Raw genomic sequence first — 22993 nt, forward strand, 5'->3', positions numbered from 1 at the left:
GAGGAGAGGGCATGACGATCAAGGACACCCCCGAGGCGTGGGAGATCCGGGCGACGGAGACCCCCTTCGTCGGCAACAAGACCTCCGTCCGCAAGGACGACGTGGTCATGCCGAACGGCTCGGTGGTCCGCCGCGACTACCAGGTCCACCCGGGTTCCGTGGCCGTCGTCGCCCTCGACGCCGAGGACCGCGTCCTGCTGATCAAGCAGTACCGCCACCCCGTGCGCGAGAAGCTGTGGGAGATCCCGGCCGGCCTGCTCGACGTGCCCGGCGAGAACCCGCTGCACGCCGCCCAGCGCGAGCTGTACGAGGAGGCCCACGTCAAGGCCGAGGACTGGCGGGTCCTCACCGACGTGTACACCACCCCCGGCGGTTGCGACGAGGCCGTGCGGATCTTCCTCGCCCGGGACCTGTCGGAGGCCGAGGGGGAGCGGTTCGAGGTGGAGGACGAGGAGGCCGACATGGAGCACGCGCGCGTGCCGGTCGACGAGCTGGTCCGGGGCGTCCTCGCCGGCGAGTTGCACAACAACTGCCTCGTGGTGGGCGTCCTCTCCCTGGTCGCGGCGCGCGCCGGCGGCGGCCTCGACGCCCTGCGCCCGGCGGAGGCGCCCTGGCCGGCCCGGCCCTTCGCGTCCTGACGCCCTGTCCGCGCCCTGGTTCCGGGTGACGCGGACGGGCCTTCGCGGTCCGCCCCCGGTGGGCGCCGCCGGGCGGGCGACCGCCGAACGGCTTGTGCGGTGTGACGATCGCCTGATCCGATCGGGCGACGTCACCGCCGTGCTCCTCCCGGAACGTCGCAGAGCGTGAACTAGGCTCGGGACCGCCCGATCCGGAGACCCGGCGGGCCGGCGCGTGCGTGGGACGGGAGTGTGGCCCGTGACGGATCAGGCAGTGGACACAGACGGCGTGCAGCTGTCGGGACACGCTGCGACGGAGGGCCATTTCCTGGGACGCACCCGGGAGTTGAAGGAGCTGCGCGCCGACATCGAGCGCGCGGGACTGGACACCATCTCGGGGAAGAAGGCGCCCCGCGCGCGCGTGCTGCTCATCGCCGGACGGCCCGGATCCGGCCGTACCGCCCTCGCCGAGGAACTCGCCCGACGGGTCGCCGACCGCTACCCGGACGGCGTCCTGCGCGCCCGTCTCGCCGAGCCCGACGGCACCCCCGTGCCGGTCGAGCGCGCCGCCCGCGAACTGCTGGCCGCCCTCGACCTGCCGACCCCGGCCGGTGCCGCCGAGGACGACCTCGCGGCCACCCTGCGCGAGGCGCTCGCCGACCGCCGCATGGTGCTGCTGCTCGACGACGCGGCCGGCGCCGACCAGGTCGACGCACTGCTTCCGGACACCCCCGAGTGCCTGCTCGTCGCCGTCTCCTCCGGCCCCCTCACCGGCATCTCGGACGTGCGGCCCTGCACCCTCGGCGGCCTGGACACCAAGTCCGCTTTGGAGCTGCTGACCCGCTACACCGGCTCGGTCCGCATCACCGTCGACCCGTGCGCCGCCGAGGGCCTGGTCGAGATCTGCCAGGGCCGGCCCGCCGCGCTGATCCTCGCGGGCGGCTGGCTCGCCGCCCGCCCCAAGGCGACCGTCGCCGACCTCGCCAAGCACCTGCACGCGGAGTCCGGTGACGACACGGCCGGCGACGACCCCCTCAGCCGCGTCTTCCGGCTCGTGCACACCTCCCTGCCCCCGGCCGCCGCGCGGACCCTGCGGCTGCTCGGCCTCGCCCCGGCCGGCCTCGTCGACCCGCACACCGCCTCCGCGCTCGTCGGCTGCTCGATCGACGCCGCCCGCACCACCCTGGACGACTTCGTCACGCTGGGCCTGCTGCGCGCGGTGGACTCGCCCCTGCCCGAGTACGAGGTGCCCGGCTGTCTGCACCCCCTGCTGCGGGCCGCCGCCGAGCTCCACGAACGCCCGGCCGAGCTCCAGCTGGCCCGCGCCCGCATGCTGGAGCGCACGGTACGGCTGCTGCAGTCCTGCCGGGCGATCACCGAGACGGACAACCCGCAGGCCCGGGAGAAGCTCCAGGGCATGCCGCGCGCGCTGCGCTTCCCCACCCCGCGCGCGGCCGCCGACTGGCTGCGGCTGCGCCGCCCCGCGCTGCTCGCCTCGGCCCGGCTCGCGGTCGCCGACGGGGAGCTGGACACCCTGGCCAGGCGCCTGATGTCCCAGCTGGTCCGCGCGATGGTCGCGCACTTCGGCACCCAGGGCGCGGCCCCCGACCTGTACGGCATCCACCGGTTGGTCCTGGACGTGGCCGAGCGCCGTGGGCTCCCCCGCGAGAAGGCCGCCGCGCTGCTGAACCTGGCCGATGTCGACGCCCGGACCGGGCGGACGGCCGAGGCCCTGGTGCGTTACCGCGCCGCGCTCGACGCCGGGCGCGAGGCGAACGACCCCTACGCCACCGGCCGTGCCATGGAATCCGTAGGCGGCGCGCACCTGGAGCTCGGGGACTACGAGCGGGCCGCCGACTGGTTCGGCCGGGCCCTCGCCCAGCGGCTGGCCCGCGACGAGCGCGCGGACGCGGCCCGGCTGTACGGCCGGATCGCGACGGCACACACCTACGCGGGCCGCTACGGGGAGGCGCAGCGCCACTGGCGGGCGGCCGCGGTCGGACACCGCAAGAACGGCGATGTGGCCGCCCAGGCGCGGGCGTTGAGCGAGCTGGCCCGGGTCCAGGAGTACGCGGGCCGGCCCGAGGAGTCGCTGCGCACCTGCCAGGAGGCGGTGGACAGGGCGTGCCGCGCGCAGGACACCCGGCTCCAGGCTGCGCTGCGGCTCCGGCTCGCCGACACCCTGGAGCACCTCGGCGACCCGACGGCCGCGAGTCTGCACCGCAGCGCGGCCGAAAGCATCCTGGGAGAGGAGGCCCTCCCTGAGGAATCAAGGCCGGAACACGACCCTAACGCCTGCGAAATCCGCAGTGCACCCGCTGAAGATTGATGCATTGAAAGGCTAGACAGCGGGAACACCTTCATTAGACTGGCTCTGCCGCACGTTCTCCTGCGGTGCATCCCGGTGTGTCCCTTACTTCCGGGTATGTCATGTAATGCCCCATACCCTCTGAGCCAAGGACCGTGATCGACGTGAAGGTCGGCATCCCCCGCGAGGTCAAGAACAACGAGTTCCGGGTGGCCATCACCCCCGCCGGTGTGCACGAGCTGGTGCGCCACGGCCACCAGGTGGTCATCGAGCAGGGCGCCGGAGTCGGCTCGTCGATCCCGGACGCGGAGTACGTGACCGCCGGCGCGCAGATCCTTCAGACGGCCGACGAGGTGTGGGCCTCCGCCGACCTGCTGCTGAAGGTCAAGGAACCCGTCGCGGAGGAGTACCACCGCCTCCGCAAGGACCAGACGCTCTTCACCTACCTGCACCTGGCCGCCTCCAGGGAGTGCACCGACGCCCTCCTGGAGTCCGGCACCACCGCGATCGCCTACGAGACGGTCGAGCTGCCGAGCCGCGCGCTGCCGCTGCTCGCCCCCATGTCCGAGGTGGCGGGCCGGCTGGCTCCGCAGGTCGGCGCCTACCACCTGATGCGCGCGGGCGGCGGTCGCGGCGTGCTGCCCGGCGGTGTCCCGGGTGTGCCGGCCGGCAAGGCCGTCGTCATCGGCGGTGGCGTCTCCGGCTGGAACGCCGCGCAGATCGCCATCGGCATGGGCTTCCACGTGACCCTGCTCGACAAGGACATCAACAAGCTCAAGGAGGCGGACAAGATCTTCGGCACGAAGATCCAGACCGTCGTCTCCAACGCCTTCGAGCTGGAGAAGGCCTGCCTCGAGGCCGACCTCGTCATCGGCGCCGTCCTCGTCCCGGGGGCCAAGGCCCCCAAGCTGGTCACCAACGAGCTGGTCTCCCGGATGAAGCCGGGAAGTGTCCTTGTCGACATCGCGATCGACCAGGGCGGCTGCTTCGAGGACTCCCGGCCCACCACCCACGCCGAGCCGACCTTCCCGGTCCACGAGTCGGTCTTCTACTGCGTCGCCAACATGCCGGGCGCGGTGCCCAACACCTCCACCTACGCGCTCACCAACGCGACGCTGCCGTACATCGTCGAGCTCGCGAACCGGGGCTGGGCCGAGGCCCTGCGCCGTGACGCCGCGCTGGCCAGGGGCCTCAACACCCATGACGGCAAGGTCGTTTACCGCGAGGTCGCCGAGGCGCACGGTCTGGAGCACGTGGAGCTCGACTCGCTCCTCGACTGAGCCGCACGGCAAGTCACCTTTTCGTAAAGGCGATACGTCAACATGACGCGTCAACCGCGCACAACCGGCCGGACCTTGCCCGACGAGGTCCGGCCGGATGTGTGTATGGTCACTTTGCGGCTCTCGTTCAACTCGCCTCGAACGTAACCCTTCGACCGATTCGCACACCCGCGAAACCTGCCGTGCGACGGCCGTACGCCCTTGACAGAGGGATGTTTCATTGCCGACACATCGGGCCGGGTCCGGCGGATTGTGTTGCTGCGGACGCCCGACACGCCATAGAGTCGCCAACCGTCGGCATGGTGCCACGCTGACCTTGTCTAGAAGTTTCCTGGTCACCAAGGAGGTAAGACGACTTGTGAATGAGTCGACATTTTCTCCCGGGGGTGGTCAACCAGGAATGCCTACGCGGGGCCCGGGCCCCACGGGGCTCGAGGCTGTCGGCTCCGTCGCTGTCCGAACCTTCGCAGCCCACCAGAGCCTGAGAAGCCCCCACACGGCTCTGTCAGCACACCAGAGCATGGATGGCCATCACGTGAACGCCATGGCCGGCGACGGAAGTGGCGCGCCCCACGACCACTTCGCCGACTACGACGAACTGCCCGACGGGCACTTCTACGACCCCGACGCCGAGTACGAGCCCGACCCCGAGTACGCGGCCACCCTCGCGCCCGACGCCGCTCGCCAGCGGCGCGAGCGCATCGGCCCGACCGGTCGCCCGCTGCCGTACTTCCCGATCCCGGGACCGCTCACGAACCACGGTCCCGCGACGATCATCGCGATGTGCAACCAGAAGGGCGGCGTGGGCAAGACGACGTCGACCATCAACCTGGGTGCCGCGCTCGCGGAGTACGGACGCCGGGTGTTGCTCGTGGACTTCGACCCGCAGGGCGCGCTGTCGGTCGGACTCGGCGTCAACCCGATGGAGCTCGACCTCACGGTCTACAACCTGCTCATGGAGCGGGGCATGTCGGCGGACGAGGTGCTCCTGAAGACGGCGGTCCCCAACATGGACCTGCTGCCCAGCAACATCGACCTGTCCGCCGCCGAGGTCCAGCTGGTCTCCGAGGTCGCCCGCGAGTCGACGCTCCAGCGCGCGCTCAAGCCGCTGATGGACGACTACGACTACATCGTCATCGACTGTCAGCCCTCGCTCGGTCTGCTCACGGTCAACGCGCTGACGGCCGCGCACAAGGTGATCGTCCCGCTGGAGTGCGAGTTCTTCGCCCTGCGCGGTGTGGCGCTGCTGACCGAGACCATCGAGAAGGTCCAGGAGCGCCTCAACCCGGAGCTGGAGCTCGACGGGATCCTCGCGACCATGTACGACTCGCGCACCGTGCACAGCCGCGAGGTGCTCGCGCGGGTCGTCGAGGCGTTCGACGATCACGTCTACCACACGGTCATCGGACGCACGGTGCGCTTCCCGGAGACCACGGTCGCCGGTGAGCCGATCACCACGTACGCCTCCAACTCCGTCGGCGCCGCCGCCTACCGTCAGCTCGCCAGGGAGGTGCTCGCCCGGTGTCACGCCGAGTGAGTCTGCCGGGGGCCGACGAACTCTTCCGCACGACAGGGGGAACGGCGCTCCAGCCGTCCGCACCCCGGCGCCCCGCAGGCGGCGAGGCCCGGGTGCCCGCGCCGGCGGGCGAGAGCGACGCGGTGGCGGCCGGTACGGCCGAGGACGCGCCGCAGGCCGTGCCCGCGCAGGGCGGTGACGGCGAGGGCGCCGAGCACGTGGCGGCCGACGCGGAGCAGGCCGACGCAGGGGAGTCCCGCAGCCGGGCCGCCGGCGCGGAGCGCGGCCCACGGCGTCAGGGCCCGCAGGAAGGTTCTGCCGCCCCCGCCCCCGCGGCCGGCGCCGCCGCCGCGCCCCGCAAGCGCGGGCGGTCGTCGGCGCGGCGGCCCAGCGGCCGGGAGCGGCACGACGAGAAGATCACGGTGTACGTGTCCGCCGAGGAACTGATGGACCTGGAGCATGCCCGTCTGGTGCTCCGCGGCGAGCACGGACTGGCCGTCGACCGGGGCCGTATCGTCCGTGAGGCGGTCGCGGTCGTCCTGGCCGACCTGGAGGCCCGCGGGGACGCCAGCATCCTGGTACGACGGCTGCGCGGGCGGTAGCGGTAGCCTGCGGGGGCCATGACCTCGAACGACGCTCCCGTCCCCGCCCGCGGCTCCGGCTCCGCAGCCGGTCGCCGGCGCGCGCTGGGGCGGGGCCCCGGAACGACGCGGCCCGGACCGGCCGAGACGGTCGCCGGGGTCGCGCCGGAGGCCGAGCCCGAGGGCGCGTCCGACGTCGCGTCGGCGACGGAACCAGAGGCCGAGTCCCGAGCGGCAGCCGCGGTCGCGGCGGCGGTGGAACCGGTGACCCTGCCCGAGGCGGAGCCCGAGGCCGCCCCCGAAGCCGCGTCGGGGGTCGCACGGACGGTGCGGACCGGCGTCGCGCCTCGGGGCCCCGCGGTGGAGCCTGAGCCCGTGCCCGAGGCCGCACCGGCGGCGCGGTCCGTCGCCGCGCCCGAGGCCGGACCGGAGGCGGAGCCGGTCGCCGCACGCACGGCCGCCTCCGCGGGCGGGCCCCCGTCCGCCTTCACGGCCGCCCCGGACACGCAGGCCGCACCCGAGGGCGCTCGTGCGGGGGAGCCGCCCGGTGCGGAGTCCCGGGATGTGCCCGACGGTGTCTTCACGGTGCGGCTCGCCAACTTCGAGGGGCCCTTCGACCTGCTGCTCCAGCTGATCTCCAGGCACAGGCTGGACGTCACCGAGGTCGCGCTGTCCAAGGTCACCGACGAGTTCATGGCGCACATCCGGGCCATGGGGCCGGACTGGGACCTGGACCAGACGACCGAGTTCCTCGTCGTGGCGGCGACGCTGCTCGACCTGAAGGCGGCCCGGCTGCTGCCCGCCGCCGAGGTCGAGGACGAGGCGGACCTGGCGCTGCTCGAGGCCCGCGACCTGCTCTTCGCGCGTCTGCTCCAGTACCGCGCGTACAAGCAGATCGCCGACATCTTCACCGGCAGGCTCGACGAGGAGGCCCGCCGCTACCCCCGTACCGTCGGTCTGGAGCCGCACCACGCCGAGCTGCTGCCCGAGGTCGTCATCAGCATCGGCGCCGAGGGGTTCGCCCGGCTCGCGGTCAAGGCGATGCAGCCGAAGCCCAAGCCGCAGGTGTACGTCGACCACATCCACGCGCCGCTCGTCTCCGTGCAGGAGCAGGCCGGGATCGTCGTCGCACGGCTGCGGGAGCTCGGGGAGGCCAGCTTCCGGGTGCTGGTGGAGGACACCGACGACACCCTCACCGTCGTGGCGCGGTTCCTGGCGCTGCTGGAGCTGTACCGGGAGAAGGCCGTCGCCCTGGACCAGGAGGCCGCCCTCGGGGAGCTGACGGTGCGCTGGACCGGAGGGGACGGGGACGAGACGCCGCGGGTGACCGACGAGTTCGACCGGCCGCCCGAGGAGCCGAAGGAGGAGAGGAAGCCGTGAGCGAGGACACGAGCGGGGACGCGGCCGGGCCGCGGGCCGTCGCCGACCTCGACCTCAAGCCGGCCCTGGAGGCCGTCCTGATGGTCGTGGACGAGCCCGCGACCGAGGAGCACCTCGCGAGGATCGTGGAGCGGCCGCGCCGGCACGTCGCCGACGCCCTGCGCGAACTGGCCGACGAGTACACCGTGCAGGGCCGCGGCTTCGAGCTGCGGTTCGTCGCGGGCGGCTGGCGGTTCTACACCCGGGGCGCCTTCGCCCCCGCCGTCGAACGCTTCGTGCTCGACGGCCAGCAGGCGCGGCTGACCCAGGCCGCGCTGGAGACGCTCGCCGTGGTCGCCTACCGCCAACCGGTCAGCCGCAGCCGGGTCTCCGCGGTGCGCGGAGTGAACTGCGACGGCGTGATGCGCACCCTCCTCCAGCGCGGTCTGGTCGAGGAGGCGGGCACGGAACCCGAAACAGGTGCGATCCTGTACAGGACGACGAACTACTTCCTGGAGCGGATGGGCCTGCGCGGTCTGGACGAGCTCCCGGAGCTCGCGCCCTTCCTGCCGGAGGCGGAGGCGATCGAGGCCGAGACCCAGGAAGGCGTACCGTCGTTCGATCCGGACGCCCCGGATCCGGACGACGGTCCCACGACGAACACGACGACGACGGAACTTTGATGCGAAGCAGCGGCAGCGGTAGCGGCAAGAGCGGCGGGCGCGGTAACCACCGCGGGGCCGGCAACAACAGGGACCAGAAGCAGGGCCAGGGTCGGCCCCGCAAGCCCCGCCCCGAGGAGCGCCGCTACGATGTGGGCCCCGGCGCCTCCCAGGAGGGCCCCAAGTCCGGCCGCGGCGGCACCGCCCGCGGCGGCGCCAAGGGCGGGCCGAAGCAGTCCCAGAAGCAGTCCCAGCCGGGCCGTGGAGGCGGCGGCCGTACGGCCCCGTCGCGCTCGCGCGAGTACGAGACGCGGGTCGAGGAGCGCAACCGCGAGCGGTACGCGGGGAAGAAGGAGATCAAGCTCCCCAAGACCTTCCCGGGCGCCGAGCAGGAGGGCGAGCGGCTGCAGAAGATCCTCGCGCGCGCGGGCTACGGCTCGCGGCGCGCCTGCGAGGAGCTGATCGAGCAGGCGCGGGTCGAGGTGAACGGCGAGATCGTCACCGAGCAGGGCAAGCGGGTCGACCCGAAGAAGGACGAGGTCCGGGTGGACGGCCTGACGGTCGCGACCCAGTCGTACCAGTTCTTCTCGCTGAACAAGCCCGCCGGTGTGGTGTCGACGATGGAGGACTCCGAGGGACGGCAGTGCCTCGGTGACTACGTCACCAACCGGGAGACGCGGCTCTTCCACGTCGGGCGGCTGGACACCGAGACCGAGGGCGTCATCCTGCTCACCAACCACGGCGAGCTGGCGCACCGGCTGACCCACCCCCGGTACGGCGTGAGGAAGACCTACCTCGCGCACATCGTCGGCCCGATCCCGCGTGACCTCGGCAAGCGGCTGAAGGACGGCATCCCGCTCGAGGACGGCTACGCGCGCGCGGACCACTTCCGGGTCGTCGAGCAGACCGGCAAGAACTACCTCGTCGAGGTCACCCTGCACGAGGGCCGCAAGCACATCGTGCGCCGCATGCTCGCCGAGGCCGGCTTCCCGGTCGACAAGCTGGTGCGCACCGGCTTCGGCCCGATCACCCTGGGCGACCAGAAGTCGGGCTGGCTGCGGCGGCTGTCGAACACCGAGGTCGGGATGCTCATGAAGGAAGTGGACCTCTAGAGGACCCGCCCCCGGCGCGCCCGGGACTTGTGACGCACCCGCACCCCCTTTTATAGTCACTGCGACTATAAAAGGGGGTGCGGGTCGTGCAGGGCTACGACAAGTACGCCTTCGAGCCCTTCGCGGTCACCGTCGACCTCGCCGTGTTCACCCTGCGCGCGGGCGCCCTGCACGTCCTGCTCGTCGAACGCGGCCAGGAGCCCCACGCCGGCCGGTGGGCGCTGCCCGGCGGTTTCCTGCTGCCCGACGAGTCCGCGGAGACCGCCGCCCGGCGTGAACTCGCCGAGGAGACCGGTCTCGAGGACGTCTCCGGGCTGCACCTGGAACAACTGCGCACCTACAGCGAACCCGACCGCGACCCCCGGATGCGGGTCGTGTCCGTCGCCTTCGCCGCGCTGCTGCCCGACGCACCCGAGCCGCGCGGCGGCGGTGACGCGGCCCGGGCCCGCTGGCTGCCGTACGACGACGTCCGGCTGCTCGCCTTCGACCACGACCGGATCCTGGCCGACGCCCACGAACGGGTCGGCGCCAAGCTCGAGTACACCTGCCTCGCCACGGCCTTCTGCCCGCCCGAGTTCACCCTCGGTGAGCTCCAGCACGTCTACGAGACGGTATGGGGCACCGGCCTGGACCGCCCCAACTTCCGCCGCAAGGTGCTCGCCACCCCGGGGTTCGTCGAGCCCGTCCCCGGCGGCGCGCGGCTGACCGGCGGCCGGGGCAAACCGGCCGCCCTCTACCGCGCGGGCACCGCCACCGCCCTCCATCCGCCCCTGCTGCGACCGCCCCGGGAAGGACGTCCCGCATGACCGCCCCCACCACCGTCAGGAAGCGCGCCGCCACCGGGGCCCTCGTGGGTCTCGCGCTGGGGGACGCGCTCGGTTACCCCACCGAGTTCAACGACGTCCCGTCGATCCTCGCCACGTACGGGCCCTGGCGGGAGATGCGGCTGCCGCAGCGGGCGCTCGTCTCCGACGACACCCAGATGACCCTGGCCGTGGGGCGCGCCCTGCGCACCGCCACGGACCGGGGGCCGCTCGTCCCGGCGGGGCTGGAGCAGCCGCTGCGCGAGGAGTTCGTCGCCTGGTACCGGTCGCCGGACAACAACCGGGCCCCCGGCCACACCTGCCTGACCGCCTGCGGACTGCTCACGGACGACGCGCGCCGCTGGCAGGAGGCGAGCCGGATCGAATCCAAGGGCTGCGGTGCCAACATGCGCGTCGCCCCCCTCGGGCTCGCACCCGGCCTCAGCGACGAACAGCGGGCCGGCGCCGCCCAGCTCCAGTCCGCCCTGACCCACGGACACCCCACGGCGCTCGCCGCCTCCGACCTCACCGCCCACGCCGTACGGCTGCTCGCGCAGGGCGCCGAACCGACGGGCCTGGTCGGGCTGCTGCGCTCGTACGCCCTGGACAACCGCGACCGGTACCACGAGCGCTGGCTCGGCGACCTGTGGACCCGCTCCCAGGACCCCACCCCGGAGCACTTCATCGCACGCGGCTGGGACGACTGCCTGGTGGCCCTGGAGCGGCTCGCCGCGGCCCTGCGCACCCCCTCGCCGGAGACCGACCCGTGCCTGGCCACGGGTGAGGGGTGGATCGCCGAGGAGGCGATGGCCTCCGGGCTGCTGTGCTTCCTGCTCTTCCCCGACGAGCCGGTGACCGCGCTGCGCCGGGCGGCCTGCTCCGCCGGCGACTCCGACTCCATCGCCTGTCTCGCCGGTGCCTTCGCGGGCGCGTACGCCGGCGCCGACGCGTGGCCGACGGACTGGGCGGACCGGATCGAGTACCGGGGCGAGCTGGTGACGCTCGGGGCGCTCTGGGACCAGTGACCGCTCCCGCCCGGGCCGCCCGGTCAGGCCAGCCTGATGGAGCCGCCCTCCACCGTGATCCGCTCCGCCGGCAGTGGTCTGGTCGCCGGGCCGCCCGTCACCGAGCCGTCGGCGATCCGGAAGCTGCTGCGGTGGCACGGGCAGTTGATGGTGCCGTCGGCGACGGCGGCCACCGTGCAGGACTGGTGGGTGCAGATCGCGGAGAAGGCCTTGAACTCGCCCGGGGTCGGCTGGGTGACCACGACCTTCTCGTCCGGGAAGATCCTGCCGCCGCCGACCGGGATGTCGGCCGTCTTCGCCAGTTCCCGGCCACCGGTGGCGTCCGTGGGGGAGGCGTCCGACGTACCGCCGCCGTCCGAGCCGCCGCAGCCCGTGACGAGCGCCGCGGCGCCCGCCGCGCCCGTGGCGAGGAGAACCGTACGGCGTGATGCGGAAAGGGTCATGCGCGTCATCCTGTCAGCGAAGGCGGCGAACGGGAAGCAACACGGAGAAGTGCCGCAAAAAGGGTGCCGTCTCAGCGGGCGGGCGACCGGCACCCGTCCCCGGCGGGCTGACTACGCTGGATGGGCCAGAGCCGTTTTCATCAGCACATCACCGAGGAGCAGCACCGTGGCGGTACGAGCGGTCCGGGGGGCCGTCCAGCTGGAGAGGGACGAGTCCGGGCACATGGACGAGCAGGTCGGGGCCCTGCTCACCGCCATCATGGAGCGGAACTCCCTCAGCGCCGACGACCTGATCAGCATCTGGTTCACGGCCACGCCCGACCTGCACAGCGACTTCCCGGCGGCCGCCGCCCGCAAGCTCGGCATCGTCGACGTGCCGCTGATCTGCGCCCAGGAGCTCGACATCAGGGGCGCCATGCCGCGGGTCGTGCGGGTCCTCGCGCACATCGAGTCCGACCGGGCCCGCGCCGACCTCCACCACGTCTACCTCGGCGCCGCCGCCGCCCTGCGCAAGGACATCGCCCAGTGAGGACCGCACTCGTCATCGGAACCGGGCTCATCGGCACCTCCGCCGCCCTGGCCCTCGCCCGGCGGGGCGTCGTCGTCCACCTGGCGGACCGCGACCCCGAGCAGGCCCGGACGGCGGCCGCGCTCGGCGCCGGCACTGACGAGGCCCCCGACGGGCCGGTCGACGTCGCGATCGTCGCCGCTCCGCCGGCCCACGTGGCCGCGGTCCTCGCCGACGCCATCCGCCGCGGCGTGGCCCGCGGCTACCTCGACGTCGCCAGCGTCAAGGGCGGCCCCCGCCGCGAGCTGGAGGCGCTCGGCCTCGACCTGTCGGCCTACCTCGGCACCCACCCCATGTCCGGCCGGGAGAAGTCCGGACCGCTGGCCGCGACCGGCGACCTCTTCGAGGGCCGCCCCTGGGTGCTGACACCGACCCGGGACACCGACACCGAGGTGCTCAACCTGGCGCTGGAGCTGGTCTCGCACTGCCGGGCCGTGCCGATCGTGATGGACGCCGACGCCCACGACCGGGCGGTGGCGCTGGTCTCCCACATGCCCCACCTGGTCTCCAGCATGGTCGCCGCCCGCCTCGAGCACGCCGAGGAGGCCGCCGTGCGGCTGTGCGGGCAGGGCATCCGGGACGTGACCCGGATCGCCGCCTCCGACCCCCGGATGTGGGTCGACATCCTCTCCGCGAACCCGGGGCCGGTCGCCGACCTGCTCACCGACGTCGCCGCCGACCTGGAGGAGGCCGTGCGAGCCCTGCGGGCCCTGCAGTCCTCCGACGAGGACAAGCGCCGCACGGGCACCGACGGCATCGAGGACGTCCTGCGCCGCGGCAACGCCGGCCAGGTCCGCGTCCCCGGCAAGCACGGATCCGCTCCGCGGGTGTACGAGGTCGTGGCGGTGCTCATCGACGACCAGCCGGGCCAGCTGGCCCGCATCTTCGCCGACGCCGGACGGGCCGGGGTCAACATCGAGGACGTCCGCATCGAGCACGCGACGGGGCAGCAGGCGGGTCTGGTCCAGCTCATGGTCGAGCCCAAGTCGGCGGCCGTGCTGGGCGCCGCGCTGCGGGAGCGGGGATGGGCGCTGCGGCAGTAGGACGCCCGGCGGCGGGCCGGCCGGGGCAGGCCGTCACCGCGGCCCGGAGCCCGCTCGGCCGCCGCGGCGGCGAGAGCACGGCCCGACAGCCCCGGCCGGACGAGTGACCCGTACCCAGTAACCTTGTCCAGGGCACACTCGCGCCCCGCACAGCCCACCACCTCGCACCAGGAAGGTGTCCCCCCGTGGAAAACGGCGCCGCCCAGCCCGTGATTGTCGCCATCGACGGCCCCTCCGGCACGGGCAAGTCGAGCACCTCCAAGGCCGTGGCGGCCCAGCTCGGCCTGAGCTACCTCGACACCGGCGCCCAGTACCGGGCGATCACCTGGTGGATGGTGACCAACGGGATCGACATCGAGGACCCCACCGCGATCGCGGCCGTCGCGGGCAAGCCGGAGATCGTCTCCGGCACCGACCCGCTGAACCCGACGATCACGGTCGACGGCACGGACGTGGCCGCTCCGATCCGCACTCAGGAGGTCACCTCCCAGGTCAGCGCGGTCAGCGCCGTACCGGAGGTGCGGACGCGGATCACCGAGCTGCAGCGCTCGCTCGCCTCCTCCGCCGAGCAGGGCATCGTCGTCGAGGGCCGCGACATCGGGACGACCGTGCTGCCCGGCGCCGACCTGAAGATCTTCCTGACCGCCTCGGCGGAGGCCCGGGCGGCCCGCCGCAGCGGTGAACTGAAGGGCGCGGACGTCGACGCCACCCGCGAGGCCCTGATCAGGCGGGACGCGGCCGACTCCTCCCGCAAGACCTCCCCGCTCGCCAAGGCGGACGACGCCGTCGAGGTGGACACCACCGAACTGACGCTGGCGCAGGTCATCGAGTGCGTCGTCACCCTCGTCGAGGAGAAGCGGGCCGGAAAGTGAGCGAGCAGTCTTCGGAGCGGGGCGCCGAGGTCGGGCGGCGCATCGGCGTCGGCCTGATGTACGGGCTGTGGAAGCCGCGCGTGCTGGGTGCCTGGAAGGTCCCGGCGAGCGGACCGGTGATCCTCGCGGTCAACCACTCCCACGTCCTCGACGGACCCATGGTCATGGGCGTGGCGCCCCGGCCGACGCACTTCCTGATCAAGAAGGAGGCGTTCGTCGGGCCGCTCGACCCCTTCCTCACCGGCATCGGCCAGCTCAAGGTCGACCGCGAGACAACCGACCGCACGGCGATCACCCGCGCGCTGGGCGTCCTGGACGACGGCGGCGTCCTCGGGATCTTCCCCGAGGGCACCCGCGGCGAGGGCGACTTCGCCTCCCTGCGCGCCGGGCTCGCCTACTTCGCGGTGCGCAGCGGGGCGCCGATCGTGCCCGTCGCCGTGCTGGGAAGTTCCGAGCGGCGCGGGCGGTTGATCAAGGGACTGCCCCCGCTGCGCTCGCGCGTCGACGTCGTCTTCGGCGACCCGTTCGAGGCGGGCGACGGCAGCGGACGACGCACCCGCAAGGCGCTCGACGAGGCGACCGAACGCATCCAGAAGCAGCTCTCCGCGCACCTGGGGCACGCCAGACGGCTCACCGGTCGGACGCCCGGCGCGCGGTAAAAACGCCGGGCGTCCGACCGGGCGCTGGGCGACACTGAGTAGTGGTTCAGCCGGCACACACCGGGTGTTCCACCGATCACCACGAATGAACGACGAGGTACGGACTTCATGAACGACCACATCCAGCCCGACGGCTCGGACGGGTTCGAGCACGATCACGGGGCGCTCGGCGACGCCGAGTACGCGGAGTTCATGGAGCTCGCCGCGGAAGAGGGCTTCGACCTCGAGGACGTCGAGGGCGCGATCGAGGAGGCGGGCCACGGTCCGCTGCCGGTGCTCGCCGTCGTCGGCCGCCCCAATGTCGGCAAGTCGACCCTGGTGAACCGGATCATCGGCCGTCGTGAGGCGGTCGTCGAGGACAAGCCGGGCGTCACCCGCGACCGCGTCACCTACGAGGCCGAGTGGGCGGGCCGTCGCTTCAAGGTCGTCGACACCGGCGGCTGGGAGCAGGACGTCCTCGGCATCGACGCCTCCGTGGCCGCGCAGGCCGAGTACGCGATCGAGGCCGCCGACGCCGTCGTGTTCGTCGTCGACGCCAAGGTCGGCGCCACCGACACCGACGAGGCCGTCGTCCGTCTGCTGCGCAAGGCCGGCAAGCCCGTGGTGCTGGCCGCCAACAAGGTCGACGGCCCCAGCGGCGAGGCCGACGCGGCCTACCTGTGGTCCCTCGGCCTGGGCGAGCCGCACCCGGTCTCCGCGCTGCACGGCCGCGGCACCGGCGACATGCTCGACGCCGTCCTGGAGGCGCTGCCGGAGGCGCCCGCGCAGTCCTTCGGCACGGTGGTCGGCGGCCCGCGCCGCATCGCCCTCATCGGCCGCCCGAACGTCGGCAAGTCCTCGCTGCTGAATAAGGTGGCGGGTGAGGAGCGCGTCGTCGTCAACGAACTCGCGGGCACCACCCGCGACCCGGTCGACGAGCTCATCGAACTCGGCGGCACCACCTGGAAGTTCGTCGACACGGCCGGCATCCGCAAGCGCGTCCACCTCCAGCAGGGCGCCGACTACTACGCCTCGCTGCGCACCGCGGCCGCCGTCGAGAAGGCCGAGGTGGCGGTCGTCCTGATCGACGCCTCCGAGACCATCTCGGTGCAGGACCAGCGCATCATCACCATGGCCGTCGAGGCGGGCCGCGCGCTCGTCCTCGCGTACAACAAGTGGGACACCCTCGACGAGGAGCGCCGCTACTACCTGGAGCGCGAGATCGAGACCGAGCTGCGCCAGGTGGCGTGGGCGCCGCGGGTGAACGTCTCGGCGCGCACCGGACGGCACATGGAGAAGCTGGTGCCCGCGATCGAGACGGCCCTGGCCGGCTGGGAGACGCGCGTGCCCACGGGCCGGCTGAACGCCTTCCTCGGCGAGCTGGTCTCGGCCCATCCGCACCCGATCCGGGGCGGCAAGCAGCCGCGCATCCTCTTCGGCACCCAGGCGGGCACCAAGCCGCCGCGGTTCGTGCTGTTCGCCTCCGGCTTCATCGAGGCGAGCTACCGGCGCTTCGTCGAACGGCGGCTGCGTGAGGAGTTCGGCTTCGAGGGAGCGCCGATCCACATCTCGGTGCGGGTGCGCGAGAAGCGCGGCGCGAAGAAGAAGTAGGCGACGGCCCGACGGCTGGAGGGCGGCCCCCTGTCACAGGGAGCCGCCCTCCAGCCGTCGTCGCGTGTTTCCGCGGCTCAGAAGCCCTTCCGGGGCGCCGGGGGAAGCGCCGCCGGGACGTGGTGCATCCCCGTGTGCGAGGACGTGTGCTGCTGGCCGGTCTGGCCGAGCGGCCCGACCCGCTGCCACTGCGACTGCTGTCCGAGGCCGTGCCGCGCGCTCTGCGCGCCCGCACTGTAGGCGCTGTAGGAGCTGCCGTACGAGCTGCTGAACGACCCCGTGCTGTGCGGGCTGCTGCCGAACGCGGTGAACCCCAGTCCCTCCTCGCCGCTGCGGTCTCCCGGCAGGGAGCGGAACGACCTGACGTACTCGGCGTAGAGCGTGTCGTAGATCGGCGTGGCCGATGGGCCGCCCTGCGGCTCCGGGGCCGGTCGCGCGGACGGGATCGGCGGGTAGGCCTGGCGGCGGGGAGCGTCGTAGGTGTGCACGTATGTCCAAACGACCCCGGGCGGGAAGGGATGCGGCCGCGCGGCGCGGGCCGGTGGCTCAGGTGCCCGCGAGCGGGAGCGCGGCGGCGACCAGCTTGCCGTTGGCCGCCGCCTTGTCCAGCGCGTCGCGCAACAGGTCCTCCCGCGGCTGACGGCCGATGGAACCGACCGGCGCCGCGAACATCAGCACCTGCTGGTGCTTGTTGGCGGCGGCCCGCCAGCCCTCGGTGACCTGGAGCGGCTGGTGCGCCTGCCACCAGGCGACCGGCTGGCCGCCGTTGGCCGACGGCTGGAGCACGGCGTGCAGCTGGCCCATGGCCAGCAGCACCGACCAGCCGTGCTGCACCGGCGGCACCTCGGAGAGTTCGGTCACCGGCATGAAGCCCTGCTCGATCAGCAGCGGCAGGAAGTCGTCGCCGGCGCCGATCGTGCCGGGGCGCACGATGGGGGCGGTCGGCTCGACGACGAGGGCCGGGTGCAACTCCCCGGCGATCAGGACGAGTCCGCTGGTCACACCGAGCACGGCCTGCTCGGGGACGACCTTCTCGGGGTCCAGGTCGACGGTGTCGCCGCTGATGGAGCGCACCGCGCCCTGGAGTTGCTCCTCGGTGACCTGGACGACCTGGGAGGGCAGGCAGGTGGCGTGGGCGAAGGCGAGGACGGCGGTCTCGTCCCCGATGAACAGGACGGTGCTGGTGCGCTCCTGCTCGGAGTCGCCCGGTGTGCGGCAGGACGTGCAGTCGTAACTGCCGGGGGCGTTGTCTCCGATGAGCAGCCGGTCGGCTTCTTCGTCGCCGATCTCGGCGCGTACCTCGTCGCTGACGTCGAGCATGCGCGGCACGGGTGACTCCCTCGGATGCGGTGCGGTGGCGGGACCGGGTGGCTCCCCGGCTCATGAAGATGACAACGGGCGTTCTGTGGCGGGAGTCACGCTGCACGGCGAAGGGAATCGAGACGCCGGACGCGGACGGTCACGATGTGTGCGGAATCGGACACTCTTTGTCAAGTAACGGGAAGGTCACGGAGGTTGGTCGCGTGAGGTCGGCCACAGGTCGGGGTGGAGTGTCGGTCGACATATGCGGAAATCAGGGCATGAAGGGTGCGGCAGAGGCTGGGTGTTACTTGAGGTAACAGTCAACTGACCTGCGCGGACGGCCAGTTGGTTGATGACGGGCCGTCAGCCTCCGTACATTCCTCCGCCGTGTGCAACGAGCACCGCTCGGGTACGTCCGCCGGCCGCGCAGAGCCAGACCTTCGCGCAGCACCACCGCCGACGGACGGGGCGGAGCGTGTCGACCGCGTACTCGCGCGGACGGCCCGCCCCGCTCAGGGGGAGCCCGGGTCCGTAGAGAGGGATCCACATGTCCGTTTGTGCCGATGACAACCGCTTCGACGCCCGCACCGGCGCCGGCAGGGCGCGCACCACGGCGGTCCTCGCCGGGGCGGCGCTCCTCGCCCCGCTCGGGCTGCTGGCCGCGACCGGCAACGCCGCCGCGGCGGACAGCGGGGTGTGGGACCGCATCGCCCAGTGCGAGAGCGGCGGCAACTGGCACATCAACACCGGCAACGGCTACTACGGCGGACTGCAGTTCTCCGCGTCCACGTGGCGTGCGTACGGCGGCACGGCCTACGCGCCCACCGCCGACCAGGCCACCAGGGCACAGCAGATCTCCGTCGCCACCAAGGTCCAGCGATCCCAGGGATGGGGCGCGTGGCCGACCTGCTCGGCACGCGCCGGGGCGTCCGGCAGCGCACCCGACGCCTCCGGAGGAGGCTCGGCGTCCACCGGGTCGGGTTCCGCGTCCGACTCGTCGGCGGGCTCCTCCGCGTCGAAGAAGTCGTCGAAGTCCACGAAGGCGAAGTCGGCGAAGCCCACGTCGTCGCCGGCCGCCGAGCGCTCGGCGCAGCACAACTCCCGCGGCACCTCCCGCGGCGACCACACGGTCCGCGAGGGCGACACGCTGAGCGAGATCGCCGCCCGCAACGGCACCACCTGGCAGCGGATCTACGCCGCCAACCAGGCCGTCATCGGCGGCGACCCCGACCTGATCAAGCCGGGCCTGCGGCTGTCCTTCTGAGCCGAGTCCTCCCACGGCCCCGCCCGGCGCACCGACCGGGCGGGGCCGTGGGACGTTCAGCGCCGGCCATGTGCCCGGGCCGTCCACTCGCCCGCCTCGCCGGCGAACGCGACGGTCCCGCGCCGCAACTCGTACACGAAGGCCGCCCGCTCGCGCAGCGCGGGCGGCAGCCGCTGCTCGGCGACGACCACGCACGCGTCGAGCGAGGCGAGCAGGTCGTAGGTGCGGCCCGCGATCGCCGGTGACATGCCCTGGGCCGGTTCGTCGACGAGCACGACGCGCGCGGGCGCGGACACCACGGCGGCCACGGCGAGCATGCGCTGCTCACCGCCCGAGAGGGATCCGGCGCGGCGTCCGAGCAGGGCCCGCAGCCGGGGGTGCGCGGCCAGGGCGGCCGACGGGTCCGCGGTGGTGAGCTCCAGGTTCTCCCGCACCGTCAGGGACGCGAACACCGCCTGCCGTTCGGGAACCAGACGCAGCCCCCGCCGCGCCCGTGCGAACGCGGGCATCGCGGTCACGTCCACGCCGTCCCACACCACGGCGCCCCCGGTCGGCGACACCGTCCCGGCGAGCGCCCGCAGTACCGTCGTCCGCCCGGAGCCGTTGCGGCCCACCAGCACCGTCAGGGCGCGCGACGGGGCGACGAGGGTGACGCCGTGCAGCGCCTCCAGGGGGCCGTAGCGCACGCGCGCGTGCCGCAGGGCGATCGTCATGGGTCGCTCTCCCCGGCGGTCGGGGCGTCGAGGACGCGGCCGGGCGGGCCGGAGGCGACGATCCGGCCGGCCGCCATGACGTGCACGACGTCGGCGAGGCCGGCGACCAGGTCGAGGTCGTGCTCGACGACGAGCAGCGCGGTACCTTCGGCGGCCAGGGCCCGCAGGATCCGGGCCAGCGCGCTCACCTCGGCCGTGTCGAGACCGGCGGCGGGCTCGTCGAGCAGCAGCACACGCGGGCCGCCCGCGACGGCACGGGCCAGCTCGACCCGGCGCAGGGTGCCGGTGGGCAGGTCGGCGGCGGGCCGCTCCCGGACCGGCCCGTCCAGCCCGAACAGCGCCAACGCCCGCTCGACGGCGTCCGGATCGGCGACACGCCCCTGCTCGGCGCCCACCCGGACGTTCTCCGCCACGGTCAGCGACGGGAAGACCGCCAGCCGCTGGAACGTGCGGGCGACGCCGAGCCGGGTACGGGCGTGCGCCGGGAGCCGGGTGACGTCCCGTCCGTCGAGCAGGACCTGTCCCCGCGCGGGGCGCAGGGTCCCGGCGAGACAGTGGAACAACGTGCTCTTCCCCGCCCCGTTGGGCCCCACGACGGCGCCGACCGCCCCGGCCGGCACCTCAAGCCCGACCCCGTCCAGCGCGGTGAAGCCGCCGTAGCGGGCGTGCAGGCCACGGGCGCGGAGAACGGGAGGGGCGGTGCCGGGCGGACGTCGGACCGCTCCGCCTCCTGGTACGGCGGGCAGGACGTCCCGTCGGCCGGGGGGCGGAGGGCGCCGGTCGGCGCGGGGCTCCCGGCGCGGAGTCGGCGACCGACCGCCGCGGCGGGGGTGGGCGTCGGATGGTGCAGGGCCCTCTTCGGCGGGGAGGCCCCCGCCGGCCGGTGCGGGCCGGTTCGACCGGCGGCCGTCACGCCCTTCGGGCAGGGGCGCTCGCAGTCTGTCCCGGGCCCGTTCGCCCATCGCCGTGAGCACCGGCCGGGGCCGGCCGCGCGGTGTCCGGGGCCACCGGCCCGCCGTCACCGCCAGCAGTCCGATCGCCGCCGCCGCCACTCCGCCCCGCGCGCCCGCGTCGAGGCCCACCAGCAGCGCGGCCGCGGCCAGGGCGGCCAGGGGACCGTCGGCGCCCAGGACGACCAGCGCCGCGAACCACAGCAGGCCGCGGACGGGGTCGAAGGCGCCCGCGTCGAAGGCGCGCAGCCCCATGGCGAGCATGCCGCCGCCGAGGGCGGCCAGGGCCGCCCCCGCGACGAAAACCCGCAGCTTCAGGGACGGGACGGGCACGCCCGCCGCCGACGCGCCCGCCTCGTGGTCCCGCATCGCCGCCAGTGCCCGGCCGGTGCGGCCCCGGCGCAGGGCGCGCGTCGCCAGCAGGGCGCCCGCCAGCAGGGCCAGCTCCAGGACGTAATACGCGCGGTCCCCGCCGAAGCCGGCGGGACGGGCCGGCGACAGCCCGGACGTGGCGTACGGCTGGACGAAGACGAAGCGGCTGACCCCGACGCCGACCGCGAACGTCGCGAGGGCGAGCGCCAGGCCGCGGCGGCCGATCGCGGGCCAGCCGGTCGCCAGGCCGAGCGGGGCGACGAGGAGGACCGCCACGGCCAGCGCCGCCAGCTCGGGGAGGCGGGGCAGGGCGGGGAAGCGTCCGGCCGCGAGGAGGGCCGTGAAGAGCGCGCCCAGCCCCGCGTAGGCCGCCTGCCCGAGGGAGATCTGGCCGCCGCGGCCGGTGACGACCACCAGGGACAGCAGGACCACGCCCAGCGCGGGCACCTGGATCGAGGTGTGCAGGTCCGCGCCGGCGAAGCCCAGCGGCAGCAGGAACAGCACCCCGGTGACGATCCGGGCGCCCACCGGGGCGGGGAGGCGCGCGGTGACCGGGCGCGGGAGCGCGTCACGGGTCCCCACACCCGGCAGGACGAGGGCGGTGACCAGCAGGGCGACCACGAAGAGGTTCGCGGCGAGGGCCTGGACCAGCGGCGCCGTCCAGCCCGACGGGTGCAGCCGCGTCAGCTGACTCTGCGCCACGCCGACGCCCAGCGCCACCACCACGGCCACCGTCAGGTTCCGCATCCGCGCGGCCACCGCCACCGCCATCACCTCCAGCACCAGCAGCGGCAGACCGTAGGGGTCCAGACGGACGTACGGCGCCAGCAGCACGCCCGTCAGGCCCGCGGTGAACGAGCCGAACGCCCAGCCCGTCGCGGCCACCCGGTCGGCGTCCACACCGCTGAGCACGGCCAGCCCGCGGTCGTCCACCACCGCCCGCAGCTCCCGCCCGAACCGCGTCCGGCGTATGACGACGGCGACTCCCGCAGCCAGCGCCGCCGCCACCGCCGTCTGCCCCCACGGTTCCGCCGGCACCAGTTCCGGCGCGCCCTCCCGCGCCCCCTGCCCCCACACCAGCGCCGCCCCGCCCACCAGCAGCACGAACACCCCGAGGGAGGCGACGAGGGTCTGCGCCGGATCACCGCCCAGCACCGCGAGCGGGCGGAAGACGAACCGTTCCAGCACCACCCCGATCCCCGGCGCCACCACCAGGAGCGTGAGCGCCGCCGCCGGCCACGGCGGCCAGCCCCACTCGACCACGCACTGACGCAGCAGATACGCGCACACCATGGCGATCGCCCCGTGCGCGAAGTTGAGCACCCCCGTCGCCCGGTAGGTGACGATCAGCCCGATCCCGGTGAGGGCGGCGGCGCTGCCGACCGCCAGGCCCGCCAGGGTGAGGTCGTAGGTGAGGGAGGACATCAGGAGTCCGCGGCGTCCGGCTCGCACACCGGGCACGGTCCGAGGCCGCCGCTCGCGAGCAGCGCGCCGTCCACCGGGACCGCCTCGGGCTTCCCGGCGACCAGCGGGCAGTCCGCGCGGTGCCACAGCGTGCCGCCCGGCACCGTCCGCAGCTCGCCGCTGACCGCCACCGGCGCGGCGGCGGGGTCGCCGCCGTCCGCCTCCGGCTCCCCGGCGGCGACCAGCAGCCCGTACAGCTCCTCCACGCGCGAGGCGGCGGCGTCCGCCCGGCCGTGGGCGAGGAGCACCGCCCCGGCGACGATCAGGGCGCCGCCGGGGACGGTGCAGGAGGCCAGGTACGGCAGTTGCCGTTCGGCGTACCGCTCGCCGGAGACGCCGTACCAGCCGACGACGCACAGCACCGCGCCGGCGGCCAGCGCGACCCAGCCGGCCCACAGGACGGGGTGCGCCGTCCGCACTCGCGCTGTCCGCATCGTTGGCTCCCACAGGTCGTGTTCCGTGCAGGCCGGCCGACGCGGCTTGCACTATG

General features: G+C 73.8%; 22 protein-coding genes. 16 read left to right on the top strand and 6 right to left on the bottom strand.

Going from position 1 to position 22993, the window contains the following annotated elements:
* The first annotated feature begins 11 nt into the window (after positions 1 to 11).
* The 10 genes from ACZ4YY_RS30430 (at position 12) to ACZ4YY_RS30475 (ending at position 11263) form a co-directional block, all read left to right on the top strand.
* The gene (locus tag ACZ4YY_RS30430; RefSeq protein WP_468297541.1) at positions 12 to 638 is read left to right on the top strand and encodes an NUDIX domain-containing protein; all 627 of its coding nucleotides are present in this window, start codon (positions 12 to 14) and stop codon (positions 636 to 638) included.
* Positions 639 to 876: 238 nt separating this feature from the next.
* Positions 877 to 2946, top strand: a complete 2070-nt coding sequence (locus ACZ4YY_RS30435) for a tetratricopeptide repeat protein (protein ID WP_468297546.1) — start codon at positions 877 to 879, stop codon at positions 2944 to 2946.
* Positions 2947 to 3080: 134 nt separating this feature from the next.
* On the top strand, positions 3081 to 4205 hold the full coding sequence (ald, locus tag ACZ4YY_RS30440) for an alanine dehydrogenase (protein WP_468297548.1): 1125 nt from the start codon (positions 3081 to 3083) through the stop codon (positions 4203 to 4205).
* A 400-nt stretch (positions 4206 to 4605) separates the two neighbouring features.
* Entirely contained in the window at positions 4606 to 5742 is a 1137-nt protein-coding gene (locus tag ACZ4YY_RS30445; protein WP_468297551.1) for a ParA family protein, read from the top strand.
* Positions 5727 to 6323, top strand: coding sequence for a hypothetical protein (locus ACZ4YY_RS30450; RefSeq protein WP_468297554.1), 597 nt, complete (start codon positions 5727 to 5729; stop codon positions 6321 to 6323). Before ACZ4YY_RS30445 ends, ACZ4YY_RS30450 begins: the two co-directional genes overlap by 16 nt.
* Positions 6324 to 6341: 18 nt before the next feature.
* The gene (locus tag ACZ4YY_RS30455; RefSeq protein ID WP_468297557.1) at positions 6342 to 7682 is read left to right on the top strand and encodes a segregation and condensation protein A; all 1341 of its coding nucleotides are present in this window, start codon (positions 6342 to 6344) and stop codon (positions 7680 to 7682) included.
* A complete protein-coding gene (gene scpB, locus ACZ4YY_RS30460) occupies positions 7679 to 8344 on the top strand; it encodes an SMC-Scp complex subunit ScpB (RefSeq protein WP_468297560.1) in 666 nt (221 codons plus the stop codon). The genes ACZ4YY_RS30455 and scpB overlap by 4 nt, the downstream gene beginning before the upstream one ends.
* Positions 8344 to 9435: a pseudouridine synthase gene (locus ACZ4YY_RS30465; protein ID WP_468297564.1), complete on the top strand. Its 1092-nt coding sequence runs from the start codon at positions 8344 to 8346 to the stop codon at positions 9433 to 9435. Before scpB ends, ACZ4YY_RS30465 begins: the two co-directional genes overlap by 1 nt.
* Positions 9436 to 9521: 86 nt before the next feature.
* Positions 9522 to 10241 (top strand): NUDIX hydrolase, encoded by a 720-nt coding sequence (locus tag ACZ4YY_RS30470; RefSeq protein WP_468297766.1) that lies wholly within the window; start codon positions 9522 to 9524, stop codon positions 10239 to 10241.
* Complete coding sequence (locus ACZ4YY_RS30475; protein ID WP_468297567.1) at positions 10238 to 11263, top strand: ADP-ribosylglycohydrolase family protein; 1026 nt, start codon at positions 10238 to 10240, stop codon at positions 11261 to 11263. The genes ACZ4YY_RS30470 and ACZ4YY_RS30475 overlap by 4 nt, the downstream gene beginning before the upstream one ends.
* A gap of 23 nt (positions 11264 to 11286) precedes the next feature.
* Here the strand turns inward: ACZ4YY_RS30475 and ACZ4YY_RS30480 are convergent, their stop codons facing one another.
* Complete coding sequence (locus ACZ4YY_RS30480) at positions 11287 to 11706, bottom strand: Rieske (2Fe-2S) protein (protein ID WP_468297570.1); 420 nt, start codon at positions 11704 to 11706, stop codon at positions 11287 to 11289.
* A 166-nt stretch (positions 11707 to 11872) separates the two neighbouring features.
* Between ACZ4YY_RS30480 and aroH the strand changes: the two genes are divergently transcribed.
* From aroH to der, 5 genes are all read left to right on the top strand, one after another.
* Positions 11873 to 12235, top strand: coding sequence for a chorismate mutase (gene aroH, locus ACZ4YY_RS30485; protein ID WP_468297573.1), 363 nt, complete (start codon positions 11873 to 11875; stop codon positions 12233 to 12235).
* The gene (locus tag ACZ4YY_RS30490; protein ID WP_468297576.1) at positions 12232 to 13317 is read left to right on the top strand and encodes a prephenate dehydrogenase; all 1086 of its coding nucleotides are present in this window, start codon (positions 12232 to 12234) and stop codon (positions 13315 to 13317) included. The genes aroH and ACZ4YY_RS30490 overlap by 4 nt, the downstream gene beginning before the upstream one ends.
* Before the next feature lie 185 nt (positions 13318 to 13502).
* On the top strand, positions 13503 to 14189 hold the full coding sequence (cmk, locus tag ACZ4YY_RS30495) for a (d)CMP kinase (protein ID WP_468297579.1): 687 nt from the start codon (positions 13503 to 13505) through the stop codon (positions 14187 to 14189).
* A complete protein-coding gene (locus ACZ4YY_RS30500) occupies positions 14147 to 14848 on the top strand; it encodes a lysophospholipid acyltransferase family protein (protein ID WP_468297582.1) in 702 nt (233 codons plus the stop codon). Before cmk ends, ACZ4YY_RS30500 begins: the two co-directional genes overlap by 43 nt.
* 108 nt (positions 14849 to 14956) lie before the next feature.
* Complete coding sequence (gene der / locus ACZ4YY_RS30505; protein WP_468297585.1) at positions 14957 to 16438, top strand: ribosome biogenesis GTPase Der; 1482 nt, start codon at positions 14957 to 14959, stop codon at positions 16436 to 16438.
* A gap of 77 nt (positions 16439 to 16515) precedes the next feature.
* On the opposite strand, the gene ACZ4YY_RS30510 is transcribed toward der, so the two are convergent.
* The gene (locus ACZ4YY_RS30510) at positions 16516 to 16926 is read right to left on the bottom strand and encodes a hypothetical protein (RefSeq protein WP_468297588.1); all 411 of its coding nucleotides are present in this window, start codon (positions 16924 to 16926) and stop codon (positions 16516 to 16518) included.
* 58 nt (positions 16927 to 16984) lie between these two features.
* Positions 16985 to 17767 carry a hypothetical protein gene (locus ACZ4YY_RS30515; RefSeq protein WP_468297591.1) on the bottom strand — a complete coding sequence of 261 codons (783 nt, stop codon included), beginning with the start codon at positions 17765 to 17767 and terminating at the stop codon, positions 16985 to 16987.
* A 520-nt stretch (positions 17768 to 18287) separates the two neighbouring features.
* Here ACZ4YY_RS30515 and ACZ4YY_RS30520 point away from each other — a divergent pair.
* A complete protein-coding gene (locus tag ACZ4YY_RS30520; protein ID WP_468297594.1) occupies positions 18288 to 19004 on the top strand; it encodes a transglycosylase family protein in 717 nt (238 codons plus the stop codon).
* Between the two features lie 56 nt (positions 19005 to 19060).
* Here the strand turns inward: ACZ4YY_RS30520 and ACZ4YY_RS30525 are convergent, their stop codons facing one another.
* The 3 genes from ACZ4YY_RS30525 to ACZ4YY_RS30535 are packed head-to-tail and all read right to left on the bottom strand — an operon-like array spanning position 19061 to position 22937.
* Entirely contained in the window at positions 19061 to 19717 is a 657-nt protein-coding gene (locus ACZ4YY_RS30525; protein WP_468297597.1) for an ATP-binding cassette domain-containing protein, read from the bottom strand.
* Complete coding sequence (locus ACZ4YY_RS30530; protein ID WP_468297600.1) at positions 19714 to 22464, bottom strand: ABC transporter permease subunit; 2751 nt, start codon at positions 22462 to 22464, stop codon at positions 19714 to 19716. The genes ACZ4YY_RS30525 and ACZ4YY_RS30530 overlap by 4 nt, the downstream gene beginning before the upstream one ends.
* Complete coding sequence (locus ACZ4YY_RS30535) at positions 22464 to 22937, bottom strand: hypothetical protein (RefSeq protein ID WP_468297603.1); 474 nt, start codon at positions 22935 to 22937, stop codon at positions 22464 to 22466. Before ACZ4YY_RS30535 ends, ACZ4YY_RS30530 begins: the two co-directional genes overlap by 1 nt.
* Positions 22938 to 22993 lie beyond the last annotated feature (56 nt).

Source organism: Streptomyces sp. NPDC030143 (assembly GCF_055573695.1).